Origin of the sequence: Streptomyces sp. WM6372 (assembly GCF_001279655.1) — a bacterium.
GTDB lineage: Bacteria > Actinomycetota > Actinomycetes > Streptomycetales > Streptomycetaceae > Streptomyces.
On record NZ_LGDB01000036.1, the window covers coordinates 45,967 to 62,757 of the forward strand.

General features: G+C 73.0%; 15 protein-coding genes. 8 read left to right on the top strand and 7 right to left on the bottom strand.

Annotation, left to right across the window (positions count from 1 at the left end; genetic code table 11):
- Nucleotides 1–91 precede the first annotated feature (91 nt).
- The gene (locus tag ADK52_RS44745; protein WP_053688607.1) at nucleotides 92–466 is read left to right on the top strand and encodes a cupin domain-containing protein; all 375 of its coding nucleotides are present in this window, start codon (nucleotides 92–94) and stop codon (nucleotides 464–466) included.
- A gap of 25 nt (nucleotides 467–491) precedes the next feature.
- Here ADK52_RS44745 and ADK52_RS05280 read toward each other — a convergent pair whose 3' ends face one another.
- Complete coding sequence (locus tag ADK52_RS05280; protein ID WP_053688608.1) at nucleotides 492–1,937, bottom strand: WGR domain-containing protein; 1,446 nt, start codon at nucleotides 1,935–1,937, stop codon at nucleotides 492–494.
- 91 nt (nucleotides 1,938–2,028) lie between these two features.
- On the opposite strand from ADK52_RS05280, the gene ADK52_RS05285 reads away from it, so the two are divergent.
- Together ADK52_RS05285 and ADK52_RS05290 are read left to right on the top strand one after the other, a co-directional pair.
- Nucleotides 2,029–2,682: a uridine kinase gene (locus tag ADK52_RS05285; RefSeq protein ID WP_053688609.1), complete on the top strand. Its 654-nt coding sequence runs from the start codon at nucleotides 2,029–2,031 to the stop codon at nucleotides 2,680–2,682.
- Between the two features lie 166 nt (nucleotides 2,683–2,848).
- Complete coding sequence (locus tag ADK52_RS05290; protein ID WP_053688610.1) at nucleotides 2,849–3,496, top strand: hypothetical protein; 648 nt, start codon at nucleotides 2,849–2,851, stop codon at nucleotides 3,494–3,496.
- Nucleotides 3,497–3,589: 93 nt separating this feature from the next.
- Here the strand turns inward: ADK52_RS05290 and ADK52_RS05295 are convergent, their stop codons facing one another.
- The gene (locus ADK52_RS05295) at nucleotides 3,590–4,540 is read right to left on the bottom strand and encodes a carbohydrate kinase family protein (RefSeq protein WP_053688611.1); all 951 of its coding nucleotides are present in this window, start codon (nucleotides 4,538–4,540) and stop codon (nucleotides 3,590–3,592) included.
- A complete protein-coding gene (locus ADK52_RS05300; protein ID WP_053688612.1) occupies nucleotides 4,537–5,463 on the bottom strand; it encodes a pseudouridine-5'-phosphate glycosidase in 927 nt (308 codons plus the stop codon). Before ADK52_RS05300 ends, ADK52_RS05295 begins: the two co-directional genes overlap by 4 nt.
- Nucleotides 5,464–5,628: 165 nt before the next feature.
- On the opposite strand from ADK52_RS05300, the gene ADK52_RS05305 reads away from it, so the two are divergent.
- The gene (locus ADK52_RS05305) at nucleotides 5,629–5,991 is read left to right on the top strand and encodes a cupin domain-containing protein (RefSeq protein ID WP_053688613.1); all 363 of its coding nucleotides are present in this window, start codon (nucleotides 5,629–5,631) and stop codon (nucleotides 5,989–5,991) included.
- Here ADK52_RS05305 and ADK52_RS05310 read toward each other — a convergent pair.
- From ADK52_RS05310 to ADK52_RS05320, 3 genes are all read right to left on the bottom strand, one after another.
- Nucleotides 5,981–7,282 (bottom strand): MFS transporter, encoded by a 1,302-nt coding sequence (locus ADK52_RS05310; protein WP_053688614.1) that lies wholly within the window; start codon nucleotides 7,280–7,282, stop codon nucleotides 5,981–5,983. The two genes, ADK52_RS05305 and ADK52_RS05310, sit on opposite strands and share 11 nt — an antisense overlap.
- Nucleotides 7,283–7,412: 130 nt before the next feature.
- Complete coding sequence (locus tag ADK52_RS05315) at nucleotides 7,413–7,976, bottom strand: methylated-DNA--[protein]-cysteine S-methyltransferase (RefSeq protein WP_053688615.1); 564 nt, start codon at nucleotides 7,974–7,976, stop codon at nucleotides 7,413–7,415.
- Between the two features lie 46 nt (nucleotides 7,977–8,022).
- Nucleotides 8,023–8,997 (bottom strand): glycerophosphodiester phosphodiesterase, encoded by a 975-nt coding sequence (locus tag ADK52_RS05320; protein WP_053688616.1) that lies wholly within the window; start codon nucleotides 8,995–8,997, stop codon nucleotides 8,023–8,025.
- 258 nt (nucleotides 8,998–9,255) lie between these two features.
- Between ADK52_RS05320 and uvrB the strand changes: the two genes are divergently transcribed.
- From uvrB to ADK52_RS05340, 4 genes are all read left to right on the top strand, one after another.
- A complete protein-coding gene (gene uvrB / locus ADK52_RS05325) occupies nucleotides 9,256–11,424 on the top strand; it encodes an excinuclease ABC subunit UvrB (RefSeq protein ID WP_053688617.1) in 2,169 nt (722 codons plus the stop codon).
- Nucleotides 11,425–11,510: 86 nt separating this feature from the next.
- Nucleotides 11,511–12,089 carry a TerD family protein gene (locus ADK52_RS05330; protein WP_030160310.1) on the top strand — a complete coding sequence of 193 codons (579 nt, stop codon included), beginning with the start codon at nucleotides 11,511–11,513 and terminating at the stop codon, nucleotides 12,087–12,089.
- A 69-nt stretch (nucleotides 12,090–12,158) separates the two neighbouring features.
- Nucleotides 12,159–14,144 carry a TerD family protein gene (locus tag ADK52_RS05335; RefSeq protein ID WP_053688618.1) on the top strand — a complete coding sequence of 662 codons (1,986 nt, stop codon included), beginning with the start codon at nucleotides 12,159–12,161 and terminating at the stop codon, nucleotides 14,142–14,144.
- A 239-nt stretch (nucleotides 14,145–14,383) separates the two neighbouring features.
- Complete coding sequence (locus tag ADK52_RS05340; protein WP_053688619.1) at nucleotides 14,384–15,367, top strand: TerC family protein; 984 nt, start codon at nucleotides 14,384–14,386, stop codon at nucleotides 15,365–15,367.
- Between the two features lie 29 nt (nucleotides 15,368–15,396).
- Here ADK52_RS05340 and ADK52_RS05345 read toward each other — a convergent pair whose 3' ends face one another.
- Nucleotides 15,397–16,707, bottom strand: a complete 1,311-nt coding sequence (locus ADK52_RS05345) for an MFS transporter (RefSeq protein ID WP_053688620.1) — start codon at nucleotides 16,705–16,707, stop codon at nucleotides 15,397–15,399.
- Between the last annotated feature and the right edge of the window lie 84 nt (nucleotides 16,708–16,791).

Genomic DNA, 16,791 nt, shown 5'->3' on the forward strand with positions numbered 1-16,791 from the left:
CGCCAACTTTCCTGGATGTCCGGATGTCCCTCTACCGTGGGCCGTTGGGGCTGCGGTAAGGCCGTGATGCCCATGGGGGAGGAGTGCGTACATGGGTGGATGGCAGCCGACGGCACGGCTCATACGGGCCGTGGAAGGCGGTGCGGAGGGCCTCGCGGGCCGAGAGGTCGTCATAGAGCCCGGTGGCTGCACCGGCTGGCACTTCCACCGCGTTCCGCTGATCGCGCTCGTCAAGTCCGGGACGCTGACGCGGATCCTGCACGACAACTCGGTCGTCGTGCACCGCCCCGGCACCAGCTTCGTCGAACCGCCCGGCGCCGAGCACCTCCACCTGGGCCGCAACCTGGGCACCGTACCGGTCGTGTTGTACGTGACCTGCACGCTCGCCGAGGACGAGGCCTTCTCCATACCCGCGGACGCCCCGCCCGGCGCCGAGGCGTGTGCCTGCCCGGGCCGCCTTCCGTGACCCGGCCCGCCGGGCCCCCTCCCGCTCAGACCAGGCGGCGTATCTCCCCGCGCACCCGGTAGAACCCGCCCGAGGCCGCGTGCAGCCCGTCGACCACGTACCGGGCACCCGGCTCCCGGATCCCGCGCGGGAACTGCACGTTCCACGAGGGCTCGAAGCCGCCCGACACCACCTGCACGCGCATCCGGCCGCCCTGCTGCACGCACTCCACCACCACGCCGCCGGCCGGGGCCGCCGCCACCGAGACGGTCGCGACCGCCGCAGCGGAGGCCGCCGGGGTGAACACCGGCAGCGCGGCGGCCGACTTCACATCCACGGCCGTCGGGACCGAGCCCCGCTGAGCGGCGAGGATCGCCGCCTCGCTCGCGTCCATGCAGATCAGCGACCCGTCCGTGGTGACCAGGTACAGCCGCTCGTCCAGATACTGCATGGACAGGGCCGAACCCCCGCCCGTGCCGAGCTTCCACAGCCGCTGCCCGTCCGCGTCGAAGCAGTACACCGAGGAGGCGTAGTCGGCGGCGAACACGTGCCGGCCGTCCGGCGAGGTCGCGCACGCGTACACGGCGGCATCGCACTGGTACGAGGCCTCCACGGCGCCCGTCGCCTTCGCCAGCCGCTGCACGGTGTGGCGCCCGGTGGCGGCATAGACCGTGTGGTCCTCCTGCCAGCCGAACAGCACCGAGCCGTTGGTCGGCGTGTGCCACAACTGCGTCCCGCCGTCGGCCGCGTACGCCGTCACGCCCTTGCTGTGCCCGTGGTAGACCGACCGCTCGTCCGCCCGGACCATCCACGCGTTTGAGCCAGGCGAGCGCCGCGACCACTGGAACTCGTCCTCGTGGTCGATGACCGTCAGCCCGCCGCTGCGGTCGGACACGCTCAGCACGCCCTCGTGGATGTCGAGCCAGAAGATGTCCACGTCCGCCGCGATGTCGTAGGCCCCGAACGGCACCTTCGACGACAGGTCGTACACCGTGCCGTCGTCACAGCCCGCGTATATCCAGAACTCGTCCGCCACCAGGCACTTCACACCGTCCGGCAGCGAGTACCGGGCCAGCACCTCGCCCTCGTGGCTCAGCGTGTAGACGTCCCCCGCCTGGTTCCCCACCCAGCAGCGGTCCTCGTCCACATGGATCCCGAACGCCGAGGAGCCCGTACGGAACCGCCACAGCACCGGGGCCACCGCACGCGCCGTCGACGGCGCCGACGTGACCTGCCGGCGCGACACCGCCCGGGCCGCGCGCACTCCCGCCACCGCCGGCGCGTACCCCTTGCGGACCTTCTCGCCGATCTTCTTGGCGGCCGCCGCCCGGGCCTTCTCGACGGTCGGGAACGAGGAGCTCTGCACCTGGCCGTCCGCGCCGATGCGTCCGTACCGCACCGAGACGGCCGCGCCGTCCACGGTCACCTCGTAGAACTTGTGCGCCCCGCCGCCGTCCTGCGACAGTTCCAGATACGTCGTCTCGCGAGCCATGACAGACCCCTCCCCAAGGCCGGGCCAACGGCTCTTTCCCGCCGGTGATCCCTCGTGAAAAACGCTACGGCCCACCACTGACAATGGGCCCGTGCAGCTGGAAGCGATCACATGGCAGCGGATGGCCGAGCGGCTCGCCGGTCACCTCGACGAACACGAGTCAGCGGCGGAACGGGGGACGTGGCAGCGGGTGGGCATCGACGGCGCGCCCGCCGCCGGCACCGGCGTACTCGCCGACCACCTCGCCGACGCCCTGCGCCTGCGCAGCCGCCCGGTCCTGGTGGTCCCGGCCGGGGGATTCCTGCGCCCGGCCTCCCTCCGCTTCGAGTTCGGCCGCGAGGACGTGGACTCCTACCTCGGTGGCTGGTACGACACCGCCGCCCTGTGGCGCGAGGTGTTCGGCCCGACCGACCCCGGAGGCACCGGCCGGGTGCTGCCCGACCTCTGGGACCCGGCGACCGACCGGGCGACCCGCAGCCCGTACACCGAACTCCCGCCGGGCGGCGTCGTGATCGTGCACGGCCCGCTGCTGCTGGGCCACTGGTTCCCCTTCGACCTCAGCGTGCACATCCGGCTCTCCCCGGGGGCGCTGGCCCGCCGCACCGAGGAGTCCGCCCGCTGGACCCTGCCCGCCTTCGCCCGGTACGAGGAGGAGACCGACCCCGCGGCCCGGGCCGACGCGGTGGTCCGGGCCGACGACCCCCGCCACCCCGCCTGGACCGGTCTCACCGGCCCCACCGGCTGACCTCCGCGCCCCCGTCCCGTCACGGACGTACGGGATCCGCAACAACGCCATCGCGGGCCCGTGACGAACGGGATCCGGCCATCGCCCCCGGCCGCAGCCGCGCACTACGTTGACGCCACGCTTCGACGGCGGCCACCCGGTGGCGCCTTGGCAGAGGGAGACGGCAATGGGCGGACGCGGTACGGCGGTTCAGGGTCCGAGACGGCTGCGACGGCACGCGGCCGCCGCGCTGGCGCTCTGCGGAGCCCTGGCCCTCACGGCCTGCAACGGCGACGGCAACGGCGGTGACGCGGGCGCCGCCGGTACGAGCCCCGGCGCGAGCCCGGCGAGCCCGTCGGCCGCGGCCCCCTCCTCCGCCACGCCCGCGGGAGCGGCGCCGACCGCGTCCGCCGCCGCGCCCTCGAAGAAGCCGGCCCCCACCGCCACCACCCCGGCGAAGCCGAAGCCGCCCGCACCCGGACCCGCCTGCGCCTCCAAGGACGCGGTCTCGCCGAACGAGATCGCCGTCTACCGCTACACCCCCGAGGGCGGCGCATACAGCCTGATCGTCAAGCACGGCCACTGGGGCTGCCCCGTCACGGGCGGCACCACCCCCTTCGAGACCGTGGGCGAGGAGACCTACATCCCGATCGCCGAGGACGCCAAGATCGGCGCCCACGCCCCGATCCTCTCCGGCTCCATGAACAAGCCGATCACCACGCACGAGCTCACCTCGTGGCTGGAGACCCACCCGAACAAGGGCCTGGTGTTCCACTACAGCGTGAACAAGGCGGGCGTGATCGACACCCTCGGCCAGGAGGAGTACACCTCGTAGCGATCCGTACGCGGCGCCCGCGACCCAGGGCCCGGGCACCCGCGACTCACGGGCGCCCGCGACCCACGGGCGCCCGCGACCCACGGGCGCCCCCTACGGGCGCCCGCCCAGCCGGGTCACCGCCCGGGCGGCCGCGCGGCACCCGGCGCGGGCCGCGTCCGCCGGGGCCGCGCCCGCGAGCCGCGCCGCCAGGAACCCGCCGGTGAACGCGTCCCCGGCGCCCGTCGAATCCACCGCCTCCGCCGACTCCGCGGACACCTCGGCGGTCACCCGGCCCCCCTCCGCCACCAGCGCCCCGGCCGCACCCCGGGTGACCACCACCAGCGGCACCCGCCGGCTCAGTTCCGCCGCCGCCCGGGCCGCCCCGTCCGCCCCGGCCGGCTCCGGCAGCCCGGCCAGCAGCCGCGCCTCGTCCTCGTTGGGCAGCAGTACGCCGATCCCCGCCACGGCATCGAGGAAGCGCTCCGGACCCAGCCCGGCCAGGAACCCCGCCGAGGCGGGGTCCACGCTCACCGGCACGCCCCGGGCCCGGGCCGCCCGCAGGGCGACCAGGGCCAGCTCGCGGCTGCTGTCGGCGAAGAAGAGGTAGCCGGACAGGTGCAGATGGGCGGCCCCGTCCAGCAGGGCCGGAACCCAGTCCTCCGGAGTGAGCCGCAGCGAGGCGCCGCTGTCGGTGAGGAAGGTGCGCTCCGCGTCCTTGTCGACCAGGGCCAGGACCGTCCCGGTCGGCTCGGCCGGATCGATCACCAGCCGCGGCCGTACCCCCGAATCCCGCAGGCACTGCTCGTGCCACCGGGCCGCTTCGGTGCCGACCCGCGCCAGGAGGCGCACCTCCGCCACCCCCGAGTGGGCGGCCCAGCAGGCGGCGTTGGCCCCGGCGCCGCCGGGCAGCGTCCGGATCCGCGCGGCGGTGTCCGTGGCCGGAGCCAGCGGCTCCGGATGTATCGCCACGACGTCCGTCACCACGTCCCCGACGACCAGCAGCGCCCCGGGTGCGGCGGCGGACTCCGCCGCGCTCCTCCCGGCGGATGCGGGCCCCGTCACTGACGCGCCGCCCAGGCCCCCGCGATCCTGGCCCCGAGCGCCACGTTGCCCCGTACCGCCGCCAGATTGGCCTCCAGCGAGGCCCCGCCCGTCGCCCGTACCAGGAACCCCAGCAGGAACGGGGTCACCGCCTGCCCCGTGATCCCGCGCGCGTGGCACTCCTCCAGGGCCTCGGCCAGGACCCGGTCGTGCAGATCCGGATCCAACTGCTGCGCCTGCGCCACCGGATTGGCCACGAGCAGCGCCGATTCGGGGCCGCCGAGCGCGTCCTGAGCGGCCATGACCGCCGCCACCTCCGCCGGGTGGTGGACGGTCCAGTCGACCGGTTCGCCGGAACTGGCCAGGTAGAACCCGGGGAAACGTTCCGTCCCGTACCCGATCACCCCCACCCCGAGCGTCTCCAGCCGCTGGAGCGTGGCCGGCACGTCCAGGATCGACTTCACCCCCGCGCACACCACCGTGATCCGGGTCCGCGCCAGCAGCGCCAGGTCCGCCGACTCGTCCTGCGTCTGCGCGTACTCGCGGTGCACGCCGCCCAGCCCGCCCGTGGCGAACACCCGCAGCCCGGCCCGCGCGGCCAGGAACGCCGTCGCGGACACCGTCGTCGCACCGGTCGCGCCCGTGGCGAGCGCGGGCGCCAGATCCCGGTGGCCGAGCTTGCGCACCCCCTCGCCGCCGGCGATCCGCTCCAGCCGCGCCTTGTCCAGGCCGGCGTACGCCACACCGTCGACGACGGCGATCGTGGCCGGAACCGCTCCCTCGGCGCGCACCAGCGCCTCAAGTTCCGTACCCACGGCGAGATTGCGGGGGCGGGGCAGGCCGTGCGCGATGATCGTCGACTCCAGGGCCACGACGGGACGGCGCCGGTCGAGCGCCTCGCGGACCTCTTCGGACAGGACGGGGATCTCGGGTGATGTGTGCATGTCCCATCCATGGCACGGGATTCCGGACCTCAAACGCCTGCCCGTACGGCGAACCGACAGGGCGCGGCACCGTGACCGGCTGGACAGGTTGACCTGTCCGGCGGGCGGAGCATGGACGTTGTGGCCACCGCGCCGCGCCGGACGGGCGGATTAGGGTGACTCGGCATGAGCACCAGTGAGCACGGTCCCGCCTCGTTCGCCGTATCCGTACCGGACGCCGAACTGGAGGTCGAGGACCTCGATCCCGGCCAGATCCTCTCCGGGGAGCCCGTCGTGACGGGCAAGGTGCTGTGGGAGTCCCCCGACGGCACGCAGGTGCGCGGCATCTGGCAGATCACCCCGGGCGTGGTCACCGACACCGAGGCCGACGAGCTGTTCGTCGTGGTCAGCGGCCGCGCCACCATCGAGGTCGAGGGCGGCGAGACCCTGGAGGTGGGCCCCGGCTCCGCCTGCGTGCTCCGGGAGGGCGACAAGACCACCTGGACCGTCCACGAGACGCTGCGCAAGGCCTACCACATCAGTTACTAGCGGCAGGGGCGGCAGGGGCGGCGGGGTGGCGGCGCGCGGTGAACAGGGCCAGCGCCGCCATCGGCAGCAGCAGGGCCGCGCCGATCGCGTTCAGCCAGCCGTAGCCGGCGTGGGACATGACCAGGCCGGCGGCCGCGCCGCCCACGCCCGCGCAGGTGTTCATCGTGAGGTCGCTCAGGCCCTGTACGGCGGCCCGCGCGGCCTGCGGGACCGAGTCGGTGAGCAGGGCCGAGCCGGAGACCATGCCGGCGGACCAGCCGAGGCCCAGCAGGAACAGGCCGATCGCGCTCTGCGCGTGGCTCGGCCCGGCGGTGCCCGCGAGCAGGGCGGCCACCGACAGCAGGCCGGCCGCCAGGCCGATCACGGCCAGCCGGCCGACCCGGTCCGCGAGCCAGCCCATGACCGGCGAGAAGGCGAACATGCCGGCGATGTGACCACTGATCACCAGGCCGACGAGCTCCAGCGTGGCCCCGTGGTGTCCCAGGTCGACCGGGGTCATCACCATGATCGAGACCATGGCGGTGTGTGACACCGCGACGGTGACCAGGGCCAGCCGCGCCCGCGGGGAGGCCTTGACGGCCGCGAACCCGGCGCGCAGCGAGCGGCCGCCCTTGGCCTGCTCCGCGGGCGAGGCCAGCGCCCGGGCCGTCAGCAGCGGGTCCGGCCGCAGGAACAGGGCGAGCATCGTGCCGGTGAGGACGAAGACGGCGCCGGCCCAGACGAAGGGGCCCGCCGTCTCGGGTATGGAGGTGCCGGCGAAGCTGCGGCCGGCCGGGGCGGAGAGGTTGGGGCCGAGCACCGCGCCCAGGGTCGACGCCCAGACCACGAGGGAGACCGCCCGGGCCCGGCGGTCCGGGGCCGCGAGGTCGGCGGCCGCGAAGCGGGCCTGGAGATTGGCGGAGGAGGCGGCTCCGAAAGCGGCCATGCCGAGCATCAGCAGCGGGAAGTTCTTGATCGCGGCGGCGAGGACCACCAGACCCGCGCCGACGGCGCCGATCCCGTACCCGAGGACCAGACCCGGCCGGCGGCCGCGCGCGGTCATCAGGGCGGCGAGCGGGAGCGAGACCGCCGCCGTGCCGATCACGGCGGCGGTGGAGGCGAAGCCGGACAGCGCTTCGGTGCCGCTGACCTGCGTCGCGAGGACCGGGGCCAGGGCGATGCTGATCGGCACGCCGACGCCGCCCAGCATCTGGCTCGCGATCAGCACCCCGGAGACGCGGCGCTGGAGCCGGGGCAGGTCGGCCGGGCCCACGGGCGGGGCCGGGCGGTCGGTGCCGGGTATCGCGGTCATGCCGTACACCCCCGTCGCGGCGGCGCAGGGCGGAGTACGGGCGCGGTGCGGCCGGAGGCAGTGGCGGTGGCAGTAGTCACCGCGGCAGTTTCCCACCCCTTACGGCCGGACGGAACGGGGGACACACCCCTCAGAACAGGGGCTGGGGCAGGACGCCCTCCAGGGCCAGCAGGGTGCGCTTGGTCTCCACCCCGCCGCCGAAGCCGCCGATTCCGCCGTCGTTCTCCACCACCCGGTGGCACGCCACCACCAGCGGCAGCGGGTTCGACCCCATGGCGTTGCCCACGGCCTGGGCCGCGCCCGGCTGGCCGACCCGGGCCGCGAGCTCCCCGTACCCGACGACCGCCCCGTACGGCACCGAGCGGTCCAGCTCCTGGAGCACCTGCCGGTTGAAGCCGGAGCTGAGCCGCCAGTCCAGCGGCAGCTCGAAGCGCTTGAGCGTGCCCCCGAAGTACGCCTTCAGCTGGCGTATCGGCTCGGCCAGCAGCACCTCCTGGCCCGGCGGCGGGCGCCAGGCGTCGGCGCCGAGCCGGGAGACGAGCGAGCCGATCATCTTGTCGACCCGGTCCGGCCCGGCGTGGAACTCGACCCGGACCAGACCCTCCGGGGTCGCGGCCAGGAGCAGGGAGCCGATGTCGCTGGGGACGACGGTCCATTCGAGGTGCGGCCCGCGGGGCCGCTCGGTGCTGTCCACTCCTCCACCGTACGGGGAGGGTCCGACAGTCCTGGGTCCGACAGTCCTAGTAAGAGAGGGACCCGAGCACCGCCTGGTGGACGACGTCCGGGGCGTTGGTGATGATCCCGTCCACGCCCATCCCCTGCACCTTCCGGGCCGTCGCCGCGTCGTCGACGATCCAGGTGTCCACCTCCATCGCCTTGCCGTGGGCGCCCAGCAGACCGTGCACCGCCGCCACCCAGTCGGCCGAGATGGTGGTGTGCCACGGGTTGATCCGGTCCGTGAACTGGGCGTACTTCGGCAGGTCGGCGACGGTCGGGGTGCCCAGGAACGCCGTCACGAGGTCCGGGCGCATTCCGTGCACGAGGCGTACGGAGTCGGCGCTGAAGCTCTGTACGACCAGGCGGCGCTGCACGTGGTCCGTGTCGAGCCAGCCGGTTTCGTCCAGCACCTGGAGGGTCTGCTTCTCGATGCCGGGGTAGAGCTCGGGCTTCTTGATCTCCAGCAGCAGCCGCTGCTGGTTGCGCTGCACCCGGTCGAGGTACTCCCGCAGGGTCGGGACGCGCTCGCCCGCGAACTCGTCGCCGAACCAGCTGCCCGCGTCGAGCGTGGCGATCTCCGCCGCCGTGAAGTCCTTGACCCGCCAGGGCCCCCGGTCCGGGAACGCCTCCTCGACGTCGGTGGTCCGGGCCAGGGTGTCGTCGTGGACCACGACCAGCTCGCCGTCCTTGGTGCGCTGGACGTCGTTCTCGACCCAGGCGAAGCCCAGCCGCATCGCGAGGTCGATCGCCGCGAGCGTGTTCTCGGGGGCGTACGCCGAAGCTCCCCGGTGGGCGTACACCACGGGGCCCAGCAGCCCCGGGGCACCGGCGGATCCCGCGGGGCCGGCGGGGCCGGCGGGGCCGCGCGGGCCCGTGGAGCCGAAGGGGGAGGAGGGGGCGGAGGGGCCGGTGGCGGCGGACGAGGCCGTTCCGCCCAGCAGGGTCAGGGTGAAGCCCAGGAATGCGGCGGCGGCCGCGGCGGCGGGTCGGACGTACATGTGCGTTCTCCTCGGTTCGGGAGCCCTGTTCCTGCGTCAGACGCGTGCGGACTGGCAGACGTTGCGGCGTTGCACTACACGGGGGACCTCTACGGCGATCATGCGGTTGAAGATCACCGGGCCGCCACCGAACTACGACAAACGGACCAGAAAGGAGGACTTCCGCCCCGTCCGCCGGACGCGCCCGGCCGGACCTGCCACAGCGCCGCGGACCCGCGCGGCTGCGTGAGTGTCAGTGGGGGGTCGTACGGTGGACTCATGCGGCCCGTATCGAAGATCGAACGCACGGTGGCGCCTTTCGAGGTCGTCAGCCCCTACCAGCCCAGCGGCGACCAGCCGGCGGCCATCGCCGAGCTGGAGAAGCGCATCCGTGCAGGTGAGAAGGATGTCGTCCTGCTGGGTGCGACCGGCACCGGCAAGTCGGCGACCACCGCCTGGATGATCGAGAAGCTCCAGCGCCCGACCCTGGTGATGGCGCCGAACAAGACGCTCGCCGCCCAGCTGGCGAACGAGTTCCGCGAGCTCCTGCCGAACAACGCCGTCGAGTACTTCGTCTCGTACTACGACTACTACCAGCCCGAGGCGTACGTACCGCAGTCGGACACCTACATCGAGAAGGACTCCTCGATCAACGAGGAGGTGGAGCGGCTGCGCCACTCCGCGACCAACTCGCTCCTCACCCGGCGCGATGTGATCGTCGTCGCCTCCGTGTCCTGCATCTACGGCCTCGGCACCCCGCAGGAGTACGTCGACCGGATGGTCCCCCTCAAGGTCGGCGAGGAGATGGACCGGGACCAGCTGCTGCGCCGCTTCGTCGACATCCAGTACACGCGCAACGACGTGGCCTTCACCCGCGGCACCTTCCGCGTGCGCGGCGACACCATCGAGATCTTCCCGGTCTACGAGGAACTGGCCGTCCGCATCGAGATGTTCGGCGACGAGATCGAGGCCCTCTCCACCCTGCACCCGTTGACCGGCGAGGTCATCAGCGAGGACCGGGAGCTGTACGTCTTCCCCGCCAGCCACTACGTCGCGGGCCCCGAGCGCATGGAGAAGGCGGTCCGCGGCATCGAGGCGGAGCTGACCGAGCGCCTCGCCGAGCTGGAGAAGCAGGGCAAGATGCTGGAGGCCCAGCGGCTGCGCATGCGCACCACGTACGACCTGGAGATGATGCGCCAGATCGGGTCCTGCTCCGGCATCGAGAACTACTCGCTGCACATGGACGACCGCGAGCGCGGCTCCGCGCCCAACACCCTCATCGACTACTTCCCCGAGGACTTCCTCCTCGTCATCGACGAGTCGCACGTCACCGTGCCGCAGATCGGCGCGATGTACGAGGGCGACGCCTCGCGCAAGCGGACCCTGGTCGACCACGGCTTCCGGCTGCCCTCCGCGCTCGACAACCGGCCGCTGAAGTGGGAGGAGTTCCAGGAGCGGATCGGCCAGACGGTCTACCTGTCGGCGACCCCCGGCAAGTACGAGCTCTCCCGCGGCGACGGCTTCGTCGAGCAGATCATCCGCCCCACCGGCCTCATCGACCCCGAGGTCGTGGTCAAGCCCACCGAGGGGCAGATCGACGACCTGGTCCACGAGATCCGGCAGCGGGTGGAGAAGGACGAGCGCGTCCTGGTCACCACCCTCACCAAGAAGATGGCCGAGGACCTCACGGACTACTTCCTGGAGCTCGGCATCCAGGTGCGCTACCTGCACAGCGACGTCGACACCCTGCGCCGCATCGAGCTGCTGCGCGAGCTGCGCGCCGGCGAGTACGACGTCCTGGTCGGCATCAACCTGCTGCGCGAGGGCCTCGACCTGCCCGAGGTCTCGCTGGTGGCGATCCTCGACGCCGACAAGGAGGGCTTCCTGCGCTCCGGGACCTCCCTGATCCAGACCATCGGCCGCGCGGCGCGCAACGTCTCCGGCCAGGTCCACATGTACGCGGACAAGATGACCCCGGCGATGGAGAAGGCCATCGAGGAGACCAACCGGCGCCGGGAGAAGCAGATCGCGTACAACACGGCGAACGGGATCGACCCGCAGCCGCTGCGCAAGAAGATCAACGACATCGTCGCCACCATCGCCCGCGAGGAGCTGGACACCGAACAGCTGCTCGGCACCGGGTACCGCCAGGGGAAGGACGGCAAGGGCGCCAAGGCTCCCGTGCCCGCGCTCGGCGTGGTCAAGGCGGGCCAGGTCACGGTGGGCGGCAAGGCGGTCAAGGGCGCCAAGGCGGCGAAGGCGGCCAAGGACGCCGCCGTGCTGACGGACCGTCCGGCCGAGGAACTGGCGGCGCTCATCGAGCAGATGACCGAGCGGATGCGCGGAGCGGCCGCCGAGCTCCAGTTCGAGGTCGCGGCCCGGATCCGCGACGAGGTGGGCGAGCTGAAGAAGGAGCTGCGACAGATGAGGGAAGCGGGCCTCGCCTGACCCGGAGCCGGTCAGTAGGGTTGGCGTCAGCCACAGGTACACATGCGCACCCACATCGGGGGCGGGCTAGGGAGAGGGGACAGCGCGTGACGGTCAACATGACCAAGGGTCAGGCCATCAGTCTGCAGAAGCAGGACGGGGGCACGCTGACCGCGGTCCGGATGGGCCTCGGCTGGCAGGCCGCCAAGCGCCGCGGGCTGTTCGGTTCGCGGACCCGGGAGATCGACCTGGACGCGTCGGCGGTGCTCTTCGCCGACAAGCAGCCGGTGGACGTGGTGTTCTTCCGCCACCTGCAGAGCGACGACGGCTCGGTGCGGCACACCGGTGACAACCTCGTCGGCGGCGCAGGCCAGGGCGGGGACGACGAGTCGATCCTCGTCGACCTCCAGCGCGTGCCGGTGCACATCGACCAGATCGTCTTCACGGTGAACTCGTTCACCGGCCAGACGTTCCAGGAAGTGCAGAACGCGTTCTGCCGCATCGTCGACGAGACCAACGGCCAGGAGCTGGCCCGCTACACGCTGGACGGCGGCGGCCAGTACACCGCGCAGATCATGGCGAAGGTGTCGCGCGTCGGCAGCGGCTGGCAGATGACGGCCCTCGGCAACCCGGCCAACGGCCGGACCTTCCAGGACCTGATGCCGTCGATCCTGCCGCACCTGTAAGCGGCACCGGAACAGAGCAGAGCAGAACAGAACAGCGCGGACGAGCATGGCACGGGGGAGGGCTGCAGGATGACGGCCGAACTGGTCCGGGGGCAGAACCACCCCCTGTCCCGGGCGCGGGTGGAGATCAGGGTCTCGGCGGGCACGCCCGTACTGGCCCTGGCCTCGGCCTGCGATGACGCCGGCCGGCTGGCCGGCCCCGAGTCGGTGGCCCACCCCGGCGCCCGGAGCCTGCCCGGACTTCAGGTGCCGGGGGCGGTGGCGGGCGAGCACCGCTTCGCCGTTGACCTCGACGCCCTCGCACCCGCCGTGCACCGGCTCGGGGTGGTCCTCGTCCTGCCGCCCGGCGGCCCGGCGCGCTTCGGCGCGGCCCCCGCGTCGTACGTGGCCGTGGCCGACCCGGAGGGCGCCGAGCTCGCCGGGTACACGCTGACGGGGCTGGACGCCGAGACCGCCGTCGTGGCCCTGGAGCTCTACCGGCGCCAGGGCGCGTGGAAGGTCCGCGCGGTGGGCCAGGGGTACGCCGACGGGCTCGGCGCGCTGCTGGCCGACGCCGGGCTGGGCGCACCGGCCGCCACCGCCCTGGCCGCCGCCGTCGTGGGGGCGGCCGCGCGGGACGAGGCCGCGCTCGCCACCGCGCCCGTGCCCACCGGCGCCGTCCCCGGGGTCCCGCTCGGCCTTCCGGAACCGCAGGACGGGCCCGCCCCGGCGGCTCCCGGGCAGCCGGAGCCGGTCCCGGTCCCTCTCTCCGGAGCCCCGTACACCGGTACGCCGGGTCCCGCGGCCGGGGAGGGCGGCGACGGGCCGCCGACCCTGAGCGCGCCCACCCTGAGCTACGTGCACCCGCGCCGGCGCCCCGGTACCACCGAGCCGCCCGAACCGGCGCCGCGGCCCGCCGAGCCCGCGCAGCCCGGCCGGCCCCCCGCCCCGGTCGCGGGCGACGCGAGCGGCTGGTCCCTGGAGGAGCGGCTCTACAACCAGGTCTGGGGCATGTTCGAGGACCTGGCCCGGTCCGTGGCCGCCTACCGCAGCGCCTGCGACTTCGCCGAGTCCCGGATGGACCGCGAGCTCGACGAGGCGCTGTCCGACCCCCGCCACCGCCTCGCGGGCTCCGGCAACGCCGCCCGCGACGCGGCCCGCGCCCGCCACGACGAGCTCGTCGCCCAGGCCAAGGCCGTGCTCGACCGGGACCTCGCCCAGCTGATCGCCGAGTCCGAGGTGGTCGAGCCCGCGCTGCCGGCCTCGTACGCCCGCTGGGCCAACCCCGTCTGGCACGGGCACGGGGTTCCCGAGGAGGCGCCGATGGCCCTGCGCCTCGGCGACCTGCACCTGCCCGAGCGGCCCGACCTGCGCATCCCCATGCTGGTGCGGGCCCCGCTGGAGCGCGGGCTGTGGATCGACAACGGCCGCACCGGCTCCGAGGCCGCGATGACCATGGACACCGACCGGCTGCGCCGGGCCGCCATGGACATGGCCGTCGCCCACGCGGTCCGGCTGCTCGCCGTCCACCCCGGGGACCGGTTCTCCGTGCACGTCATCGACGCGGCCGGGGCGGGGGCCGCCTCCCTGGCGCCGCTCGTCGCGGCCGGGGTGCTGGCCGGGCCGCCCGCCGCCGGGGCCTCCGGGGTCACCCGGACCCTGGAGGCGCTGACCCGCCGGGTGGACCTCGTACAGATGGCCGTGCGGGCCGGGGCCCCCGAGGACCTGCCGCCGGATGTGGACCTCGCCGACCAGCTGCTGATCGTGCACGACTTCCCGCACGGGTTCGACGACCGGGCGGTCACCCGGTTGCGCTACCTGGCCGACGAGGGGCCGGCGGTCGGCGTCCACCTGCTGATGGTGGCGGACCGTGACGAGGCCTCGGCGTACGGGCCGCTGCTGGATCCGCTGTGGCGCTCGCTGATGCGGCTGTCGCCGGTGCCGGACGACCACCTCGCCGATCCGTGGGTCGGCCACGCCTGGACCTTCGAGCCGGACCTGCCGCCGCCGGGCAGCCGGGTCCTGGAACAGACCCTGGAGCGGATCGCCGCCACCCGGCGTGATGCCCGCCCATGACCTTCCCTTGGTCTTCTCTTTACCTTTCCCGGCTCTGACGGGTACCCTGGGCACGCGGAGGGGAGTATTCCTGCTTTCCTGCTACGGCGTACCCGTCAATACGGACGACTTCGGTTGCGTGAAACGCAGTCGGTCCCGGGGCGCCGGCCCACGGCCTCCAGGCCGCCCGGGTGGAAGAGACCTCCGGCAGCGATGACGCTGACATGTGTGCTGAGCCATCTGCCGGAGGCGAATTAGCAGTGGATGTTTCGTGGACCCTCTGGGTGCTGACCATTCTCGGTCTGTGCATCCTGATCGGCGCCGATTTCTTCATCGGCCGCAAACCGCACGACGTATCGATCAAGGAAGCGGGCACCTGGACGGTCGTCTGGATCGTGCTCGCCGGACTCTTCGGCCTCGGCCTGTGGTTCTTCGGCAACGGCCAGGCCTCGCAGGAGTTCTTCGCCGGCTTCATCACCGAGAAGTCCCTGAGCGTCGACAACCTCTTCGTCTTCGTCCTGATCATGGCGAAGTTCGCGGTGCCCTCCCACCTCCAGCAGCGCGTCCTGCTGGTGGGCGTGCTGATCGCCCTGGTACTGCGTGCGATCTTCATCGCCGCCGGCGCGGCGATCATCGCCAGCTTCTCGTGGGTCTTCTACATCTTCGGCGCCTTCCTGATCTACACCGCCTGGAAGCTGATCCAGGAGGCCCGCAAGGACGAGGACGAGGAGGAGTTCGAGGAGAACCGCCTCCTCAAGTCCGTCGAGAAGAAGTTCGGCGTCGCCGACAAGTACCACGGCACCAAGCTGTTCATCGAGAACAACGGCAAGCGCGTCCTGACCCCGCTGATGGTCGTCATGCTCGCCATCGGCACCACCGACGTGCTGTTCGCCCTGGACTCGATCCCCGCGATCTTCGGTCTCACCCAGGACCCGTACATCGTGTTCACGGCCAATGCCTTCGCCCTGATGGGCCTGCGCCAGCTGTACTTCCTCATCGGCGGCCTGCTCAAGAAGCTGGTCCACCTCAGCTACGGCCTGTCGATCATCCTCGGCTTCATCGGAATCAAGCTGGTGCTGCACGCCCTGCACGAGTCCGGGCTGAACGTCCCGGTCGTCTCGATCCCCGTCTCCCTCGGCGTCATCTGCGGTGTCCTCGTGATCACCACGATCACCAGCCTGATCGCCTCGAAGAAGCAGGCGGCCGCCGAGGCCGCCGCCCGCCCGGAGAGCATCGACGCGTAGGGACCGCGGGGACCGTGGGCCCCGAGGGGCTACGCGGGGGCGGCCGCTTCGGCCGCCCCCGTTCCCTTGCCCGCGCCCGCCCGCGCCCGCACGACCGCCGGGTTCGTCTCCGGCAGCAGGGCGAAGCAGACCAGGCTGAGCAGGGCGATCCCGCTCAGGTACACGGCCACGCCCCAGGGCGGACCGGAGCCGCCCGCCAGCGCCGTCGCCACGATCGGGGTGAGCGCCCCGCCCAGCACCCCGCCCAGGTTGTAGCCCACGGCCGCGCCCGTGCAGCGGATCCGCGGGGCGTACAGCTCCGGTACGTACGCGCCCACCACGGCGAACATCGTCACCATGCCCAGCAGCCCGCCGAGACAGCCCAGCGTCATCAGCAGCGGGTCCGCCGTCCGCAGCAGCGCGACGAACGGGAACATCCACACCAGGCACATCGCGCTGCCGATCAGGCAGAGCGGCCGCCGGCCGTACCGGTCGCCGAGGACCGCCACCAGCGGGGTCAGCAGGGCCTTCAGCGCGACGGCCGCCATGATGCAGGCGAGCATCACCGTGCGGTCGACCCTCAGGTGCTCCGTGGCGTACGCGAGGGACCAGGTGGTGACCGCGTAGAAGACCGCGTACCCCACGGACAGGGCCCCGCCGGTCAGCAGGACCAGCCGCCAGTGCCCGCGTACGACCTCGGACAGCGGGGCGTCGGAGCGCCGGCCCGTCTCCGCGAGGGCGCGGAACTGCGGGGTCTCCTCCACCGAGCGGCGCAGCCACAGCCCGGCGAGGGCCAGTACGCCCGCCGCCCAGAACGGCACGCGCCAGCCCCAGGACGTGAACTGCGCGTCGGTCAGCGTCGCGGACAGGGTGAGGATCATGCCGTTGGCCAGCAGGAAGCCCACCGGTGGGCCGACCTGCGGGAAACTCGCCCACAGCCCGCGCCGCTGCTCGGGGGCGTGCTCGGCGGTCAGCAGGACCGCGCCGCCCCATTCGCCGCCGAGGCCGAGGCCCTGGAGGAAGCGCAGCACGAGCAGGAGCAGGGGCGCCGCCACGCCGATCGTCGCGTACGTGGGCACGCAGCCGACGGCGACCGTGGCGAGGCCGGTGAGCAGCAGGGAGGCGAGCAGCACCGGTCGCCGGCCGTACCGGTCGCCGATGTGCCCGAAGAGCACCGAGCCCAGGGGGCGGGCGAGGAAGCCGACGCCGAAGGTGCCGAAGGCGGCGAGGGTCCCGGCGAGCGGGGAGAAGGACGGGAAGAACAGCGGGCCGAGCACGAGGGCGGCGGCCGTGCCGTAGACGAAGAAGTCGTAGAACTCGATGGCGGTCCCGGCGAGCGAGGCCGTCGCCAGCCGCACCATCGAGGGCGGGCGGTGGACCGCGCGGCGGGGGAGGGCGGGGGAGGGGTCTTGTTGCATGGTGCAGCAACTACCCCGCCCCACACC